This is a genomic window from Stenomitos rutilans (genome assembly GCF_059505485.1).
In genome coordinates this window covers 1-16,907 of the sequence record NZ_JCACKR010000139.1, presented here as the reverse complement: position 1 = coordinate 16,907, position 16,907 = coordinate 1, and the positions used below count along the sequence as shown (strand labels likewise).

Below are 16,907 nucleotides of genomic sequence, written 5' to 3'. Positions count from 1 at the left end.
CAAGCCATAAACCTCTATGTTCACGCAACCAGAAAAAACCCAATTCTACAGGAGGGTAGTATGCATCATTAACGGTGTCCTGTCGCGTTGTTAGACATGTCACGCGGCAAAGACAATCTGTCAGTCTGCCATAGCAACCAATCTCAAAAGTAGCGTCATGTACTACTGCTATCAAGAGTGCTGGCAATGTTGGATTCGCTTGCCCCATCTAGTTTTCTTCCAAAGCAAGGGTATTAGAAATGGACTAATGCTCGTTATGCAACGTCTGAATAATCGTGCGTTTGATCTGAATAAATTCAGGACTAAGCTTCATATCAAGATCACGATGTTCGGGCAACGGTACTTGAAAGTCCTGCTTGATTTGTCCCGGATGAGCGCTCATGACATAGATGCGCTGCGACAAGAAAACAGCCTCTTCCAAATCATGGGTAATCATCAAGATAGTCGTGTGGGTTTGCTCCCATAGCTCTAGCAAAAATTTCTGCATCTGCTCTTTCGTCTGAGCATCCAATGCCCCAAAGGGTTCGTCCATTAACAGCACTTCTGGTTCGTTTGCCAAAGCACGGGCGATCGCCACTCGCTGCTTCATCCCGCCCGACAATTGCTTCGGATAGGCTTTCGCAAACTTGGTCAGACCCACCACATCCAGGTAATAAGATACCCGCTGCTTAATTTCGGCTCTGCGTAAGCGACGGAGCTCTAGCCCAAAGGCAATATTATCGGCGACGGTCAACCAGGGATACAACGTGTAGCTTTGAAAGACCATGCCCCGATCGGCTCCCGGTCCCGGTACCACCTCACCATCCACCAAAACTTTGCCGGAGCATGGAAGCACTAAGCCCGCAATGATGTTGAGCAGAGTAGACTTGCCACACCCTGATGCTCCAACAATACAAACCAGTTCTCGCGGTTGCAGGTAAAGATTAACGTTCTGCAATGCCATCACCGCTTTGCCTTTCTGTGGAAAGCTTTTGGATAGGCCCTCCACTTGAAGCTTAGGAGTTTGGGCTGATTGGACGAGTGTAGGCGATGTGCTAGTAAGAGTCACATTAGTATTCAAGTCTTGTGGTGAAGGGGACGATCGCAAAAAAGGAATTTTTAGCATGCTAGTCCATTCAAGCACTAGCAGAAACGTCACGCCAAGGGTGTTTTCCCTCTCTATTAAACGAAGGTGCTGGGTCTAGAATTGTGGCGATCGCTACGGTTGGTCTACCAGCCGCCTTCGACAATTCAAGTCTACGTTGTTCCATTACCCACTCAAACTACCGCCGTGTTCAAATCTCTTCCTGCGTCTGGTAAACGATACCTCACACCATCCGTGTTTTGGAGTATTCGTCAGGGCTTCCCACGCTGGCTCGGAACGCTCATCTCAATCACAGCGTTAGTGATACCGCTGACTGTTTGGGCCGTTTTGAGCTATGGAGGCTGGGTCACACCCATCTTTCTTCCTACGCCAACAGCGGTATTGCAATCTGGCATTCACATGTTCGTTGAAGAGAACTTGCTGGTAGATGTGCTTGCGAGTTCCTATCGTGTTTTTCTAGGGTTTCTAGCCGCCGCGGCACTCGGCGTCCCGATCGGCATTGCAATGGGCACCTTCTACAGCATGGAGAGCCTCTTCAGCCCCATCGTGGGGACAGTTCGCTATATGCCTGTTGCCGCGTTTGTACCGCTCATTATCCTCTGGTTGGGATTGGATGAGCCGACTCGCGTGACGATCATTTTTCTGGGGATTGTGTTCTTCAACGCCATTATGGTGGCCGATGCTGTGAAGTTTATCCCCAATGAGTTGTTAAGCGTAGCGTACACCTTGGGGGCAAATCGTTTTGATGTTTTGGTCAGGGTCATTATCCCAGCGATCGTGCCCAGCATCATCGATACCTTACGCGTCAACGTCGCTGGTGCATGGAATTATCTCGTGATCTCAGAACTAATCGCGTCTGAGAATGGCTTAGGCTTTCGAGTAGTGCAGTCGCAGCGCTATCTGCAAACGGACAAAGTCCTATTTACGATCGCCATTATTGGCTTCATTGGGCTACTCACGGATTTTGCGTTTAAGCTACTGTTCAATCTGGCAACCCCGTGGGCCGAGCGATCGCCGTCTTAGCTTCTCACCTCCCCCACCCCACTGCCTTCGGCTTCCCTTGCTTCTTCTACCTCTTGCACCCTCTCCCGCTTTTCACGTCAGCAAAATACGATCGACAAACTTCCTAATCAACTGATTGGCAATCGGCGTTTCGTGCAGCCCTTGAAGCACTTGTGTCAGTGCTTCAGCACTCTCCAAATAGCGAGTTTGATACCGTGTAATCCGAGTGGTCAGATCAGCTATATTGACTTCGGGGTGGAACTGAAAGCCATAAAAAGGCTTACCTTCTACCCGAAAAGCTTGATACGGGCAAAGCTCAGAAGATGCCAGCAACACCGCTCCCTCTGGCAGGGAAAGCGCTCGTTCTTTATGCCCTGAGACAACCCAGAAGCGGTCAGGAACATCATGAAAAAGAACATCTGTCGCAGCGGCTTCAGTGAGTTGCAGCTGATAAGTACCTATTTCCATGCTTGCCGCATCGACAATCACTCGCCCTCCCAGTGCTTCAACAGCCACTTGAAAGCCAAAGCAGGAAGCAAAAACGGGAATACTTTTGTCCAAACAGTAGAGCAGTAACCGCTTGGCATGGTCTACAAATGGATACTTTTCTGGCTGTGTCACCGAGGCATCACTGGAGCCGCCTACCAGTAAGGCATCGTACCCCACGATGCAAGTGGCTTCAAAGATCGGTGTCTCGAAGGTATTGAGCACCTCAACCTGATGCGGCTCAAGCTCACTATAGCGAACGAATTCATCAAGTTCTTCCTGGCACGTTACCGCATCATCTCGAATTTGCAGTAGGAGAAGTTTAAGCTGAGAACGGTGTTTAGTCATTGAGTCATGGATAGGGAATTGCAAGAGCAGCCTTGCGGTTAGTAAGTATGACGCTAGGGTAGAGGGTAGTTTTGTGCGATCGCATCACCGATGAAAATGACCTCCCTTTCTACCCTGCCGGAAGAAGCCGTTACTCATAATCTCGCTATCAAAAAAAAGGTAATGCTGCGTCCGGGCGACTTACCGCATTTGACGAACTTTTCCCAGGCACGTTTTGCTCCAGGGCAGATTGCCAGTGCCCACAGCCATACCAATATGTGCGAGGTGTTTTTTGTCGAAGCGGGTGAAGGCACCATCTGGATTAATACGGTTCCTTATCAATTGCAAAGCGGTGTCTGCATTGCCGTTGAAGCCGAAGAGCTGCATGAGATTCATAACACTGGCACCACTGAACTTATTCTCACTTACTTTGGGCTACGGATTGAGCCTGTGTCAGCTTAGGCCATATATTCAGTTAAACCGCACGTCGATCGCAATCCAGAAGCCGCAAACGCTTTAGAGCGATCGTGACAAGTTGCTAGCTCCCACTGCTCATCACATCGCGCAACTGAAACAGTTCACCTCAGTAAATGAACGTAATGCAGCGAATCATACTGTTAGCTAATCGTTCACGGTTAATTGCTAAAAATAACGATCGGCTTTAAGTGTTTTTCGTCGCTATACGGAGATAGCTAATGAGAAAGGGGTTTACAGGCTTGCCTGTCCGTCGCCACAAAGGGTCATCAATCGCAGTTTCCAGTGACTCTATTTTAGAAAAACGTCACAGGAAAAAGCAGGACTGAATTCATTTCTTCTACTAACTCTAACAACGGTTGTTAGAGATTTATTGAGTCAGTAGAAGTGCGGAAACCTCAGTAAAAACCGCACTAGGACAAAGTTTCTATGAATTTACTAGTGCTATGTTTATTCAAGATTTAATACCGGGAACGCTAATAGTGCGAGCGTGGAAGGTAAAGCAATGTCAGACAATTCTAGTATTTTTGATAACAGTACATCAACACAGCGATTAATCACCGCTACAACTAGCGCGCAAACGTTTTCTAATAGTCAATCAGATACAAGCTACTCACTTGACTCACTTGACACACAAGATTTCTTTCGCCTTCGCCTTAGTCAACGTAGCAGTGTTGTCCTGACGCTGACCTCTCAAAACGCCAACGCCGATATTGCAATTCTTGATGCGGGTGGCACGTTACAGCAGTCCAGCAACGGTGGGACTTTAGCAGACGCATTTACAACAGATTCGCTCAATGCGGGTGATTACTACATCCGCGTGTCTCTGGCCGACTCTAGCACCAGCACAAACTATACGCTGAAGGTGAAATCTACGCCTGCTGCCCGTGCAGACTTGCTCTGGCGTAATGCTAGCAGTGGTCAAAATGCTGGCTGGCTCATGAATGGCAATAGTCTGGTGGGTACCTTTAATGTCAATTCCGTAGGTGACCCCAACTGGAAACTTCAAGGCTCAGGTGACTTCAACGGTGATGACATCTCTGATTACATCTGGCGTAACAGTGCTACTGGGGAAAATGCTATCTGGCTGATGAACGCGGATAACACATTGCGCTCTGGCGCTTTTACCACCGGAGTCGGTGACTCCAACTGGAAAATCGCCGGTACTGGTGACTTTGATGGTGATGGCCAAACTGATTTGGTCTGGCGCAACTATACGACGGGTGCGAATGCTGCCTGGTATATGAACGGTACAACCCTCAAAAGCTCGGCTTTTTTCCCTACCGTCACTGACTTAAACTCGCGGATAAATGGCGTTGGCGATTTCAATGGCGATGGGAAGCCAGATCTAGTCTGGCGTAACTATAGAACTGGTCAGAACACGATTTGGCTGATGGACGGTCTCTCTCTCTCTTCAGCCGCTTCATTCTTATCCATTGGGGATCTTAACTGGAATATTGTTGGCGTTGGCGATGCGAATGGTGATGGTAAGCAAGACATTTTCTGGCGCAACTATGGAGGGGGTGACAATGTAGCTTGGGTGATGAATGGTACGACCTATTCGACAGGGCTGTCGTTGCTAGCAATCAGTGATGCAAATTGGCGAGTTGGCGCGATCATCACAGGGCAGGCACCTAACGTTTTAGCTGGCAGCAGTATGGGAGCAGCCTTTAATATCGGCACTCTTAACAACACTGGAAGCTACGACGATAGCATTGGTGGAGCGGCGCTTCCAAATGGTTACTATAAATTTAACCTCACAACTTCCAGTGTCCTGAACCTCTCACTCACAGGGTTGGGAAGCAACACAAATGCAGATTTGCAGGTAATCCAAGACAAAGATGGCAACGGTGTGCTTAGTAGCCAGTCAGAAATCATTGCATCTTCAGCAAATCTGAGCAATGCAGATGAATTGATTTCTAACCTTTCGTTAACGTCTGGCACGTACTTTATTCGTGTCTTGTCGTCTTCTACCCAAAAGTCTGCTTATACGCTGAGTCTGAGTGCAGCATCTGCCCAAAAAGTTGACCTGCTGCCAAACCCGTCCAGCACGTTTACCATCACAAAAACGAACGGGCAAGCCTTGCCTTCAACGGTAAGCTTGGATAGTACCAGTAGCAACTACCTTTCTGCGGTAAGGGTCAACTACTCTATCCGCAATGACAGCACGTCTGTCATCACGCCATCTGTGTTCAAGGTCTCGTTCTATTTATCACGCGATAACACGATTACCGCAAGTGACTTGCTTTTAGGCACGATCGATCCAAATACTGGAAACAGCGATAAAGATGTTTTCATCACTAGTTTGGCACCGGGTCAAAACTATACACAGCAACAAACGCTAAGTCTTCTGGCACAAAGTGATTCATGGTGGGGTGGTGACCAAACTTACTACATTGGGATGATCATTGATTCGGGCAATCAGGTCAGCGAATCAAATGAATCAAACAATACGGCAAGTGCTGGCATCGTGATCCGCGATACTCTACAACCAGATTTGCTGGGCGGCGGTTTAGTCATCAACCAGACCTCAACGACTCCAGGTCAAGCGATTACATTCACCGGCAGCATTAAAAATATTGGCAATAAGGTGGCAGGTTCGACGCGTGCACTGGTTAAGTTCTACTTCTCTAATGATGACGTGTTGGATGGGAGTGACACGGTGATTGCGACTGCCAGCATCGCACCCCTTGCAGCACAAAGTAGTGTCTCGTTCAACAGCACTGTCGGACTGACTGGAGGTACGCTACCCGCAGCCTATTTTACAACGACCACGATTTATGTGCCTGATTCTACTTGGTCTGGTTGGAAGGGGAACGGACGGTACTATCTCTGTATGTATGTTGACTTCTTTGATGCCGCGACAGAGGGCTACTCTAAGGAAAACAACCTGAATTATGGTCGGAGCATTGGTCAATACACCGACTATGACTTTATCGATGTAACGGGTGCTCCAAATAATGCTGTTTAGGTGCCCGTGAGCTGGATTCAGATCAAACGCTAGAAGCAAAGGGGGCGCTCAAATCGAGCGCTCCCTTTAAGGTTGTTTTGACATGCCAGTAGTCGCTCTGTCTCTAAAGAGGACTGCAAGCGATTACTTATTACACCAGCGTTTAGCGTACTGAAAAGGCTTCGCTGAAGCGGCGAGTGATGGGTTCAATCAGGAAGTCCAGGATTGATTTCTTCCGGGTGACGATTTCGGCGGTTGCTGCCATACCGGGTGTGAAGTCAACGGTCTGTCCACGAACCTCGATCGCCCGTTTGTTTAATTGAATGCGCGTAGGAAAGACAAGACCCACATCTTTCTCGACGATCGCATTAGGGCTGACTTTAATCACTTCGCCTTCGACGATGCCAAATTCCTGGTAGGGAAAGGTCGCTAGCTTCACTTTTACTGGCATGTGTTCATGGATGAAGCCAATATCGCGGTTGAGAATTTTGACTTCTAACACCACGTTTTCATCTTTTGGAAGAATGGATAGGAGTTCTTCACCAGACTGTACCGGGCCTTTCGTTGCCTTAACGTTGTACACCGTGCCATCAAACGGAGCCATGATGGTTTCACGTTCCCGCTGTTTTTGAGCTTGGGCTAGTTGCCCGTCGATCGAAGCTTGCTCTTCTTTACGTTTGGTGAACTGCGTAAGAATATCGTTTTGCCGCTGTGAGTTCAGCCCCGTTGCGGTATTTTGGGCAGAAGCATACGCTTCTTCTGCCTGACGAATGCGGTCTTGCTGCGCTGTTAGCTCTTTCTCAAGAGACACAACCTTGTCTTTGGCTTGTGTGACTTCATCCAGTGATCGAATGTAGTCAAGTTGGGGAACGGCACCGCTGCCTTTCAATGAACTTAGTGCCTGTTCACGGGTTTGGGCATTTTTAAGGCCATCTCTAGCGTTCACTAAGTTAGCTTGCAACCGCGATAGGGTTGATAGTGCTTCACTACGGATTGCCAGTTGGCGCTGTGCCTCGCCTATAGCAGCGGCTTTCTTTTGGTCAAATTCACTCAGACGGGCTTTCAACAGTTGGTCTTGCACCTGGGTGCCCGTGCTAGCGTTGCCAGTTCGTTCTGCCTGTAGGCGCGCAAGGTCTTCACGAATTAATTTGGACGACTCCGTTAGGCGATCGACTTCAGCTTGTGGCAGCGCGGCATCCATGTTAATTAGGATTTGCCCTTTGCGAATGGGGTCGCCTTCTTTGATGTTGATTTGCTGAATATTACCAACGGCCCCTGCTCGAATGGGACGCACTTCAGTGAAGGGAATCAGTTGCCCCTGGGCGATCGCGACCTCATCAATCTTACTCAAATGTGCCCAGGCGATGGTGCCAAAGACGAGTGCACTGATGCCGCCTGCCAGTAGCCGCGTGTAAAGCGGAGGCAGTTCTTGTACGGCTTTGCCTAGCTCGTAAGAGAGCGATTCTTGGGGGGCGGCGAGCTGCTGCTTAATCTGTCTAGACTGGGCAGGCGTGGAAGAGATGGAGACTTTCATCGAGGGTAATGCCTCTGCTCAAAGCAAACGTGCAAGTGGTAACAGCATGGATGCGTGATCGATGCTCTGTTTAAGGTGCCTTTTTGCTCAGCGAATTCTGCCTGATGTAACAAAAACGTAACACTTCTTCAAAACTTTCAAGCTAAAAAAAGAGCACGATCACGAACAAGATCACACACTAGAAGTCTAGCGATGCGTTCACACTCTTAATCTACTTGCCGTGTTTCAACTTTTGCAGCCATTTGTCCACGCTTTGCAGCCATTACTGGTGCCAATTTGCTTTCTCTCTGCATGGGCGGTTGTTGGGCTTCTGGGCTGGAGTCTCTGGGCCGCTACGCGCGATACGATCGCTCGGAGTCAACAAATGCATCGGATTCCGTGCGCTGGCTGCCAGTTCTTTACCAGTGACTATCATCTTAAATGTACGGTGCGTCCTTCGGCAGCGTTGACTGAAGAGGCCATTAGCTGTCCAGACTATGCGCCGTTGATGAATGCGTATACTTCTAACCGCTCATACGACTGACCCGGATGACCTTTAGAAAAAGGCTTAAATTGCATAAGAAATAACCGCAGAGGCGCAAAGAACACAGAGTGCTTTAACCGCCGGGTCTCGACGGTCGTTCAAGTGTCGTACAACTGATTATGGACGCGATCGTGAATTAACGTGGCAGCGTTTCCCCAAGGTAAACGAGGGATGGCATGGTAAACGAGATGCCTTGCAATGATAAGGGTCTAATAGAAACAAGCAGGGACAGAAGGAGGTTCGAGCGGTGTTGATTCAAAAGCTAAGCACCTGTCCAGAGTTTGTGGCGGGGGATGGAACGCTGCTGCGTGAACTGCTGCATCCCGACAAGCAGTCGATCGCAGTGCAGTATAGTCTGGCTCATGCCATTGTTCCCGTTGGGCAAACGTCGTTCCCTCATTCGCTTACCACGTCTGAGGTTTACTACATTCTCAGTGGGCAGGGAGAAATGTACATTGATGACGAATATCAGAAGGTGGAATCGGGAGATGCGATTTACATTCCACCCCGTGCCAAGCAATTTATTCGCAATAGCGGCACAGAACCATTGGTATTCATCTGTCTTGTTGACCCTGCATGGCGTCAAGCAGATGAAACGGTATATGCCGACGACAGCCGCCCTTAGTCGGGGTTGGCGTCTGGAAGCCGATTGTTTGGAATCTGCTCGGCTTCGGGACAATCATCAGAAACCGCAGGCTCAACGTTGCCTTTGGGCACAGCCGCTAATTTCTGAGTCACCGCGCCGATGCTCTCCAAACGAACCATTTCTTCCCAAGAGCAGGTTTCGTCTTCTTCTTCAGTTTCGTAGCGCAGGGTCACTAAGTCTCCTTCGATATCGAGGATGCGTGCCCGCTCAATCCACCGTTGCTGGTCCCGCAAGAAGATCCAGACTTCGCGACCGTCGCAACACAGTTGATAAATCTTGCGGTGTAACATGTTGCTTCTCCTGAGCAGTAAGTTTCATCAAAGGCTTTATGCAGGGTTCCTATGGTAGGTATTGCTGCTAAGACCATCGTTGAGGCTGTGATGCATAACGCTCCCAAAGTAGTGTAAGAACATTCGATCGAGATACCGCTACTTCTCCCCAAGAGGTAGCAAACAGTGGCTCACTGACGCTAGATTGCAGCCTCCATTTCTGCAGCCTAAACAGAATGCATCAACCTCATGTAAGTGGTGAGAAAGGGTTTCGAGTTGCCTTTGAAGAAAAGAAATAGCTGATAGGGACATTATTTAGTGAAACGTTAACAACTTCGGGGAGGTCTGCATCGGATGAGGACGTGAGCACAGACACTCACACGGAAGAAGAGGATAGGGTTTGAAACAGTGTAGACAGACGGGTATCGACCATTCATCGACGTCTATAGATCCAGCCATCGTGCCTACATTCTCCCTAACTAAACGTGCAACGGGCTTGTCTAACTTTAGGTCTCTTTCTAACTTTCTCTTCCTAACTTTTAGGTCTCTTAAGTATCGGATTGTACCAACTATTCTAGCCATTGTTAAGCAGGATGAGGCTGATTGATGACTGATTCGATACAAAAGGCTGTATCTGTGGGCGATCGCGCAAGGAAAATTTATTTTTGGGGTATAGGGCCGATCGACGCACAGCGGTGTGACTTCGCTAGAGTAAAGCTTGAGCGCTACAGGGAGAGTCGTATGCTGCTGCATTTAAGTACGTGGCTTGAAGTTGAAGATTATCTGGAACGGTCAAAAGGCATCATTTTACCGATCGGTTCGACAGAGCAACATGGCCCTACCGGGTTGATTGGCACCGATGCTATTTGCGCAGAGGCGATCGCGCGGGGCGTTGGCGAGGTGACTCAAGCGCTCGTCGCACCAACCATCAATGTGGGCATGGCGCTACACCATACGGCGTTTCCAGGCAGTATGAGCCTTCGCCCCAGCACGCTGATTTTGCTCATTCGAGACTACATAACCTCCCTGGCGCGCGCGGGCTTTACGCGCTTTTTTTTCATTAACGGGCATGGGGGCAATGTGGCGACGCTTAAAGCGGCCTTTGCTGAGGTCTATGCCACGCTCGTGGATTTGAACGTACCAATGGCTGAACAGGTGCAGTGTCAAGTAAGTAACTGGTACATGTGTGGTGCGGTCTATCGGCTAGCGAAGGAGCTTTATGGCGATCAGGAGGGTTCTCATGCCACGCCCAGTGAAGTGGCGCTAACGCAATATGTGTATCCTGAAGCGATCAAGCAAGCGCCATTAAATGAGTCGGTCGCCAAAGGGCACACGATTTATGGAGCGGTCGACTTTCGCCGTCGTTACCCGGATGGACGGATGGGATCTAACCCAGCACTGGCGACGCCTGAGCATGGTAAGCAGTTTTATGAACTGGCGGTGAAGGAATTAAGCAGTACGTATCTGGAGTTTTTAGGGGCAGCTTCAAGCCAGGGGTAGCGAGAATTGAAAGCGGCTTCCCTCACCGTACTGACTCTGCACAGTGATGGTGCCGCCCTGAAGTTCGACCAGGCGGCGAGAAATGGCTAGCCCAATGCCAGTGCCACCAGAGTTGCGATCGCGTGATCGATCCGATCGCCAAAACCGCTCAAACACGTGGGGAAGATCTTGCGCAGCAATGCCCTGACCTGTGTCAGCCACCGCAATCCAGACGTGATTGTACTGCGTTCGGGCACTCACGGTGATGGTTCCCTGATAGGTATAACGCAGGGCGTTGCCTAACAGATTAATCAGCACTTGTTCCACCCGTGTAGGATCTGCCAAGGCGGGCGGCAGGTCAACGGGGCAGTCTAAATGCAAAACAGGCCCTTCCTCCAGCAATTGGTCAGAAAATTTTTGCACCAGTGAGGTCAGTAAGGGACGCACATCAAATGTCTGCGTCCGAATGGGCAAATAACCTGCTTCTGCCTGCGAAAGTTCCTGAAGGTCGTTGACAAGATGACGGAGGCGAGCCGTTTCTCTGGCAAGTCGTTGGTAGGTATCCACGGATGGCTCGATCGTGCCATCTGCGAGTCCCTCCAAGTACCCTTCTACAACCGTCAATGGTGTTCGTAGCTCGTGGGTTAAATCGCTCACCAGTTCACGTCGCCGTTGCTCAACGCCTTCAAGGTTTGATGCCATCCGGTTAAAACTGAGCGCTAAGCGGTTGAGCTCTGGAATATCGCTAGTCGGCAATCGTTCTTCTAAATGCCCCGCTGCTAGCTTTTGAGTGACCTGCTCCATCTGAAATAGGGGATGCATGATGCGCTTTGAGACCAGATAACTGAGACCACCAGCCGCAGTACCCCCGATCGCCATTGACCAAAGCGCGCCTCGGCTCCAGGCTGATTCAAAGCCTTCCATCAGCTCTTGCCGAAATAACATCAGCAAATTAGACCCACTCCCCTCCTCCATTTTTTCGAGGTGCAGCACAAAAAGCCGGGGGGAATATAGCTTGCCAACGGTGAGTAATGTACTTAACCCCACAATCATGACAATCAGATGGGAGAGAAACAGTCGAGTTCGCAGTCCGAGTTGAGACATGGGGAGATGAGGGATAAAGGATAAAGGCTGAGGGGTGAGGGCGGAAGGCCGTATGTTCGTGGTGAGTGCTGCCGTCTGGCTTTGTAGCCGTAGTATCACGTTTAATCCTTTTCGATCGAGATTCAATCTGCACCTTCCTATCCTTAGGCTTCCATTCTAAAAGTGCTATAAATCGAACTAGACGCTTATGCTTTGCCTATGTCTCCTACTGATGTACTCACGTCTCATACTTTGTCTAGTACGACTCATGCAAAGTTTGTGGCGCTGCGATCGCTCCTGGTCACGCACCAGCTAGATGGGTACCTTGTGCCTGCGGCGGACGAGCATTTGAATGAATATTTGCCAGAAGCCAAACGGCGGCGCATCTGGTTGAGCGGTTTTTCTGGGTCGGCGGGCGATTTACTAGTAGGGCAAGAGCGGGCATGGTTGTTTGTCGATTCTCGCTATTACGAGCAGGCTGAATTGGAGGTTGACTCTGCGTTGATGCAGATCTCTAAATTAGGGCTAGAGAAGCAAAAAACGCTTGACGAAACCTTAGAAACGTTGGGACGAGAAGCTGCGAAAGGCGGTAGCACCTTTCGGCTAGGCTTTGACCCGTTTACGATTACCGTCAGCCAGTTTCGGAGCTTTGAGAAACAGTTGGCACCGTCGGGAGTGTCACTGGTGCCGCTGACGGGCAATCTGGTCGATCGCGTGCGTCTTCAAGAGCCGTGGGTCAGTGCAGAACCGTTACCTGTGTATGCGGATTCCAAGCTGTTTGACTTACCCGATGCTCAGACCGGCGAGACGATCGCACAAAAGCTGACACGTCTCAGAGAAGACCTGCAAAAAGCCAATGCAGATCTGCTGCCAATAACGAAGCTGGATCAAATTGCGTGGCTTTATAACTTGCGTGGCTGGGATGTGCCCTACAATCCTGTTTTCATCGCGTACTCCATTGTTACGGCAACGGAAGCTTACCTGTTTACAAATCTCGATCGCATTGCGCCCGACTTGCAAACGGTTTTGCAAACGCAGGTGTCTCTACTGCCCTATGAAACCTATGCCGAAACGCTGAAAGCACTGGTTGCAAAGTCTCCCCATCAACGAGTGCTCATCGACCCCAACCACACCACAATGGGAACTCAGGCGCTACTAACTGATCCTGCTACTGCGATCGCCTGCAGGCTGGTTGATGCAACCACCCCAATCGAGGGCATGAAAGCCCGCAAGAACGCGATCGAAGTGGCGCAGATGCAGCAGGCAAACCTGAAGGCAAGCCGTGCCAAAACTCGAACGCTCAAGTGGGTTGACGATCAGCTCAGCAGGGGCGCTTCTCTTTCAGAGGCAGACGTGGCCTCAACGGTAGAACGTTTCTATGCAGAAGAGGCTGGTTTTCAGGGGCTGAGCTTCAATACGATCGCAGGGGCAGGGGCAAATAGTTCGATCGTGCATTACGGCACCCCAAATCCTCAACGTGTGTTGCATGAGGGTGACTTTTTGCTGCTAGATTCTGGTGCGCAATATGCATCGGGCACCACAGACGATACCCGTACCTTTGTCGTTAGCACGCCCACCCCAGAGCAAGTAGAGTGTTATACCGAAGTGCTCAAAGCTCATATTAACTGCGCCATGCAGCGGTTTCCTAAAGGTACGACCGGAGCGCAACTGGATGGCATCACGCGATCGACCCTCTGGTTTGCCGGACTAGACTATGGGCACGGTACAGGACACGGCGTTGGGGCGTTCCTCAATGTTCACGAAGGGCCTAACGGCATTAGCAAGCGGGTCAGCGAACCGTTAGAGCCTGGGATGGTGACAAGCATCGAACCGGGCTTTTACAAGCCGGGCTGGGGTGGTATTCGTCTCGAAAATCTCTATGTTGTCAAAGCGCTTGATGGAGACAAGGTACTACAACCAGACGAAAGCCCCAATCCCAATCAGCTTTCCTGGTATGGATTTGAGTCCTTAACCTACATCCCTTTTGACAAACGGCTGATTAATAGCGATCGCCTCGACGATCGCCAACGAGAATGGCTTCAGCAGTATCACGCGGCGATCGTTGCCAAACTAGCGCCAACGCTTAGCCCAGAGGAAGCAACATGGCTTAAAGCGGCTTGCAATATCGACTGACGATCGCGCCTTCACGCTTAAGGAAGAGCTTGCTAGCGCAGAAAAGCGCCACAATGGAAACAGTTCGTCATACAGGGGCGCAAACTGCGATGCCAACTGTCAAAGCTGAAGGCAAAACGTTTACCTGTGCGAGTGGTGACAATCTGCGTCAGATTCTGCTGTACAACAATGTAGACGTTTACAACGGTGCGGCATCCTTGATTAATTGTCACGGGCTTGGGACGTGTGGGACGTGTACCGTACAGGTTGAAGGTAACGTTTCAGAGCCAGAGTGGCGTGAAAAGGCACGGCTCTCGCTGCCGCCCCATTCTCTAGAAAAGGGCCGCCGTTTGGCTTGCCAAGTCGAAGTTTTAGGTGATGTAACGGTGACAAAGTACGATGGCTTTTGGGGTCAGGACGATCGTATATTGTGGGCACCTGAACAACCTGTCTAGTGGCTTCTGCTGACTCCACCCTGCAATTTACAGCGTGGGGCACTTGGCGAACGATCGAATTGACAACACCAGCGTGTACCTGGAACGCATAACGCCAGAGAGGATGCTATGAGCCGCTTAGTGATTGCCATCTTAATCTTATTTGCTGTCCTTGTCGGGCTGAAGTCTGCCAACTCTTCGCTGTTTCGCCTTAGCTTTCCCAATCAGAATGACAGTCTTGCACCAGCAACCCGCAACACGGGCTTCAGTGCGGAATCAACAACCGCTTCTAACGGAGGCGTCACGCAAGAAAACTCAAACGCGCCAGGTCGAGTTAGCGCAGATACGTCTCCACTACCGCCTCAAACACAGCCAGCCGTTCCTGCAAATTGGTAAGGCGCAGAGCATGGCAGCAACATCAGATGTCGTTGTTATCGGTGGAGGCGCGATCGGCTTGGCGATCGCCCTTGAGTTGCGGTTACAAGGCGCATTGGTGACCATTCTGAGCCGTAATGGTGCTCAAGCCGCAAGCTATGCAGCGGCAGGTATGCTAGCACCCCAGGCTGAACAACTTCCTCCTGGTGCCATGCTGGAGCTTTGCTTAAGCAGCCGATCGCTCTATCCAGACTGGACGCAAAAGCTAGAAGCAATGACAGGTCTGCCAACAGGCTATTGGGCATGTGGCATTTTAGCGCCTGTGTATGAGGAGGGGGCAGAAGGCAGAGGGCGGCAGGGAAACAGAGGAAGCAGGGAAACAGAGGAAGCAGGGGCGGCAGGGGAAGCAGAGGTTCTTTCCGAACTCAAAACTCAAAACTTCCACTCCCGACTCCCGACTCCCGTACACTGGCTCGATCGTGCTGCTATTCAGCAACGCCAATCGGGACTTAGCGCAGACGTAAGCGGCGGTTGGTGGTATCCCAAGGATGCTCAAGTCGATAATCGATCGCTGACCAAAGCCCTGTGGGTAGCCGTTCGGGATGCAGGTGTTGATGTGCAGGAAGGAGTTGCCGTTCAAGCCATTCTGCACCAGAGTGGGCAAGTGAGCGAGCTACAAACATCACGTGGCACCCTACAAGCAGGACATTATGTGCTGGCAACGGGTGCCTGGTCACAGGACGTACTGCCGCTTCCAGTGATGCCACGAAAGGGGCAAATGCTCTCAGTACGAGTGCCTGTGGAGCAAGGATTACCGTTACAAACCGTGTTGTTTGGCAGCGAAATCTACATCGTGCCGAGACAGAATGGGTACATTATCATCGGCGCGACGAGCGAGGATGTTGGCTTTGCGCCCGACAATACACCCGAAAGCGTAAAGTCGCTGTTGGCGCGATCGCTTCGCCTCTATCCAGCCTTACGACAGTTCCCAATGCAAGAATGTTGGTGGGGATTTCGCCCTGCCACACCCGATGAGTTGCCGATATTGGGTGCCAGCCCTTATGACAACCTGACTCTAGCAACGGGGCATTACCGCAACGGCATTTTGTTAGCACCTGTTACGGCTCACCTGATTGTCGATCGCATCCTGCATCAACGATCTGATCCATTACTAGAAGCCTTCCACTGGTCACGATTCAGTGCCAATTAGATAGGTGCCTTTGTTCGATCGCACCAACTAAAGAAAACACCAGAACGTTGAGTTATGCTGCCCCATTGACCGTTGGCAAAGACCAGAATTTCTAAACTCTCAGTGATACCAGCCAGTATAAACACTGTTCTGGTTGGGTTGTACCAGAGAAATCTACTGAGCACTGGTTTTTCTGATAGAAATTTGGTTTGTGGAGAGGGGCGATCGTGCACAACGATTAAGTTAGTCGGACGAAGAGCTTACAATTTCATTTCGACTCAGCGATTTATCGCACAGTTTTATGCAAGCGTTGCTGAGAAACACAATTGGTCAGAATAAGAGTTTGGTTCCAATCCGTCTATATGGTTAGCGCAGAGCGTGATGTTTGTGTAACCATTTTCTCGCAGACACATGATGAATTCCTCTCGCCCAAACCAATGCAAGGGAAGATGCTGTAGTTCTGTATCAATCAGCTTTCCTTGTTTCCATTTCTCGTATCGAATGAGAGTATTTTCAACTTGCTTTATCCAATCGACTTGAGATGACGTTTGCATCAAGATTACTGAACCATCCAAGCAGTTGACCAGTTCCCTGTGTTTCACAATATTTTCTGTTTTGAAAGCATCAATAGGCAGTCCCAAATCTACAAAAATTCGTCCATTCGGTTCCAAATGCTTGGCAAATGCTTTTAAGGCTGCGATCGCGTCTGCTCGGTTTCCCAGCAACATGAATGAACCTAAAGCTACTACAATTGCGCTGAACTTTCCAGAAACGTCTAAGCTCTCTATAGAACCTTCGTACAGTATAGGATTCAAGCCTCTTGCTGCACAATTTTGCTTACAAGCTGCTAACATATCGGGCGATGCGTCAATTCCCTCAACGTTTGGTAGTGCTAAAGAGGTAAGGATGCATTGTAGTGGTGAATGAAAAACCAGATCGC

At 50.0% G+C, this 16,907-nt stretch carries 16 protein-coding genes; 10 read left to right on the top strand and 6 right to left on the bottom strand.

Annotated elements, in window-relative coordinates; genetic code table 11:
- Positions 1-244 precede the first annotated feature (244 nt).
- Positions 245-1,105, bottom strand: a complete 861-nt coding sequence (locus AC5JLP_RS28630) for an ABC transporter ATP-binding protein (protein WP_496071253.1) — start codon at positions 1,103-1,105, stop codon at positions 245-247.
- Between the two features lie 66 nt (positions 1,106-1,171).
- Between AC5JLP_RS28630 and AC5JLP_RS28625 the strand changes: the two genes are divergently transcribed.
- Positions 1,172-2,107, top strand: coding sequence for an ABC transporter permease (locus tag AC5JLP_RS28625; protein WP_496071252.1), 936 nt, complete (start codon positions 1,172-1,174; stop codon positions 2,105-2,107).
- A 72-nt stretch (positions 2,108-2,179) separates the two neighbouring features.
- On the opposite strand, the gene AC5JLP_RS28620 is transcribed toward AC5JLP_RS28625, so the two are convergent.
- Positions 2,180-2,920 (bottom strand): type 1 glutamine amidotransferase, encoded by a 741-nt coding sequence (locus tag AC5JLP_RS28620; RefSeq protein WP_496071251.1) that lies wholly within the window; start codon positions 2,918-2,920, stop codon positions 2,180-2,182.
- 96 nt (positions 2,921-3,016) lie between these two features.
- Here AC5JLP_RS28620 and AC5JLP_RS28615 point away from each other — a divergent pair, with 96 nt between their 5' ends.
- Positions 3,017-3,361 carry a cupin domain-containing protein gene (locus AC5JLP_RS28615; RefSeq protein WP_496071250.1) on the top strand — a complete coding sequence of 115 codons (345 nt, stop codon included), beginning with the start codon at positions 3,017-3,019 and terminating at the stop codon, positions 3,359-3,361.
- Positions 3,362-3,878: 517 nt separating this feature from the next.
- On the top strand, positions 3,879-6,344 hold the full coding sequence (locus tag AC5JLP_RS28610) for an FG-GAP-like repeat-containing protein (RefSeq protein ID WP_496071249.1): 2,466 nt from the start codon (positions 3,879-3,881) through the stop codon (positions 6,342-6,344).
- 142 nt (positions 6,345-6,486) lie between these two features.
- On the opposite strand, the gene AC5JLP_RS28605 is transcribed toward AC5JLP_RS28610, so the two are convergent.
- Positions 6,487-7,857 (bottom strand): HlyD family type I secretion periplasmic adaptor subunit, encoded by a 1,371-nt coding sequence (locus AC5JLP_RS28605; protein WP_496071248.1) that lies wholly within the window; start codon positions 7,855-7,857, stop codon positions 6,487-6,489.
- A 220-nt stretch (positions 7,858-8,077) separates the two neighbouring features.
- Here AC5JLP_RS28605 and AC5JLP_RS28600 point away from each other — a divergent pair, with 220 nt between their 5' ends.
- Both AC5JLP_RS28600 and AC5JLP_RS28595 read left to right on the top strand, forming a co-directional pair.
- Positions 8,078-8,380 carry a hypothetical protein gene (locus AC5JLP_RS28600; RefSeq protein WP_496071247.1) on the top strand — a complete coding sequence of 101 codons (303 nt, stop codon included), beginning with the start codon at positions 8,078-8,080 and terminating at the stop codon, positions 8,378-8,380.
- A gap of 247 nt (positions 8,381-8,627) precedes the next feature.
- Positions 8,628-9,005: a cupin domain-containing protein gene (locus tag AC5JLP_RS28595; RefSeq protein ID WP_496071246.1), complete on the top strand. Its 378-nt coding sequence runs from the start codon at positions 8,628-8,630 to the stop codon at positions 9,003-9,005.
- Here the strand turns inward: AC5JLP_RS28595 and AC5JLP_RS28590 are convergent.
- Positions 9,002-9,316 (bottom strand): DUF6679 family protein, encoded by a 315-nt coding sequence (locus tag AC5JLP_RS28590; protein WP_496071245.1) that lies wholly within the window; start codon positions 9,314-9,316, stop codon positions 9,002-9,004. The two genes, AC5JLP_RS28595 and AC5JLP_RS28590, sit on opposite strands and share 4 nt — an antisense overlap.
- Before the next feature lie 585 nt (positions 9,317-9,901).
- On the opposite strand from AC5JLP_RS28590, the gene AC5JLP_RS28585 reads away from it, so the two are divergent.
- Positions 9,902-10,795 carry a creatininase family protein gene (locus AC5JLP_RS28585; protein WP_496071244.1) on the top strand — a complete coding sequence of 298 codons (894 nt, stop codon included), beginning with the start codon at positions 9,902-9,904 and terminating at the stop codon, positions 10,793-10,795.
- Here AC5JLP_RS28585 and AC5JLP_RS28580 read toward each other — a convergent pair.
- Positions 10,781-11,878, bottom strand: coding sequence for a sensor histidine kinase (locus tag AC5JLP_RS28580; protein ID WP_496071243.1), 1,098 nt, complete (start codon positions 11,876-11,878; stop codon positions 10,781-10,783). The genes AC5JLP_RS28585 and AC5JLP_RS28580 overlap by 15 nt on opposite strands.
- 198 nt (positions 11,879-12,076) lie before the next feature.
- On the opposite strand from AC5JLP_RS28580, the gene AC5JLP_RS28575 reads away from it, so the two are divergent.
- The 4 genes from AC5JLP_RS28575 (at position 12,077) to thiO (ending at position 15,988) form a co-directional block, all read left to right on the top strand.
- Positions 12,077-13,990 (top strand): aminopeptidase P family protein, encoded by a 1,914-nt coding sequence (locus tag AC5JLP_RS28575; RefSeq protein ID WP_496071242.1) that lies wholly within the window; start codon positions 12,077-12,079, stop codon positions 13,988-13,990.
- Complete coding sequence (locus tag AC5JLP_RS28570) at positions 13,975-14,424, top strand: 2Fe-2S iron-sulfur cluster-binding protein (RefSeq protein ID WP_496071241.1); 450 nt, start codon at positions 13,975-13,977, stop codon at positions 14,422-14,424. Before AC5JLP_RS28575 ends, AC5JLP_RS28570 begins: the two co-directional genes overlap by 16 nt.
- 108 nt (positions 14,425-14,532) lie before the next feature.
- A complete protein-coding gene (locus tag AC5JLP_RS28565) occupies positions 14,533-14,799 on the top strand; it encodes a hypothetical protein (RefSeq protein ID WP_496071240.1) in 267 nt (88 codons plus the stop codon).
- Positions 14,800-14,809: 10 nt separating this feature from the next.
- A complete protein-coding gene (thiO, locus tag AC5JLP_RS28560; RefSeq protein ID WP_496071239.1) occupies positions 14,810-15,988 on the top strand; it encodes a glycine oxidase ThiO in 1,179 nt (392 codons plus the stop codon).
- Between the two features lie 278 nt (positions 15,989-16,266).
- Here thiO and AC5JLP_RS28555 read toward each other — a convergent pair.
- Positions 16,267-16,907, bottom strand: a 641-nt coding sequence (locus AC5JLP_RS28555; RefSeq protein WP_496071238.1) for a class I SAM-dependent methyltransferase, incomplete at its 5' end; no start/stop codon positions are given.

Coding starts and splice junctions, on each gene's coding strand:
- AC5JLP_RS28615 (WP_496071250.1), top strand. CDS start 3,017: ATGACCTCCCTTTCTACCCTGCCGGAAGAAGCCGTTACTCATAATCTC.
- AC5JLP_RS28565 (WP_496071240.1), top strand. CDS start 14,533: ATGAGCCGCTTAGTGATTGCCATCTTAATCTTATTTGCTGTCCTTGTC.
- AC5JLP_RS28585 (WP_496071244.1), top strand. CDS start 9,902: ATGACTGATTCGATACAAAAGGCTGTATCTGTGGGCGATCGCGCAAGG.
- AC5JLP_RS28610 (WP_496071249.1), top strand. CDS start 3,879: ATGTCAGACAATTCTAGTATTTTTGATAACAGTACATCAACACAGCGA.
- thiO (WP_496071239.1), top strand. CDS start 14,810: ATGGCAGCAACATCAGATGTCGTTGTTATCGGTGGAGGCGCGATCGGC.
- AC5JLP_RS28580 (WP_496071243.1), bottom strand. CDS start 11,878: ATGTCTCAACTCGGACTGCGAACTCGACTGTTTCTCTCCCATCTGATT.
- AC5JLP_RS28620 (WP_496071251.1), bottom strand. CDS start 2,920: ATGACTAAACACCGTTCTCAGCTTAAACTTCTCCTACTGCAAATTCGA.
- AC5JLP_RS28575 (WP_496071242.1), top strand. CDS start 12,077: ATGTCTCCTACTGATGTACTCACGTCTCATACTTTGTCTAGTACGACT.
- AC5JLP_RS28630 (WP_496071253.1), bottom strand. CDS start 1,105: ATGCTAAAAATTCCTTTTTTGCGATCGTCCCCTTCACCACAAGACTTG.
- AC5JLP_RS28605 (WP_496071248.1), bottom strand. CDS start 7,857: ATGAAAGTCTCCATCTCTTCCACGCCTGCCCAGTCTAGACAGATTAAG.
- AC5JLP_RS28590 (WP_496071245.1), bottom strand. CDS start 9,316: ATGTTACACCGCAAGATTTATCAACTGTGTTGCGACGGTCGCGAAGTC.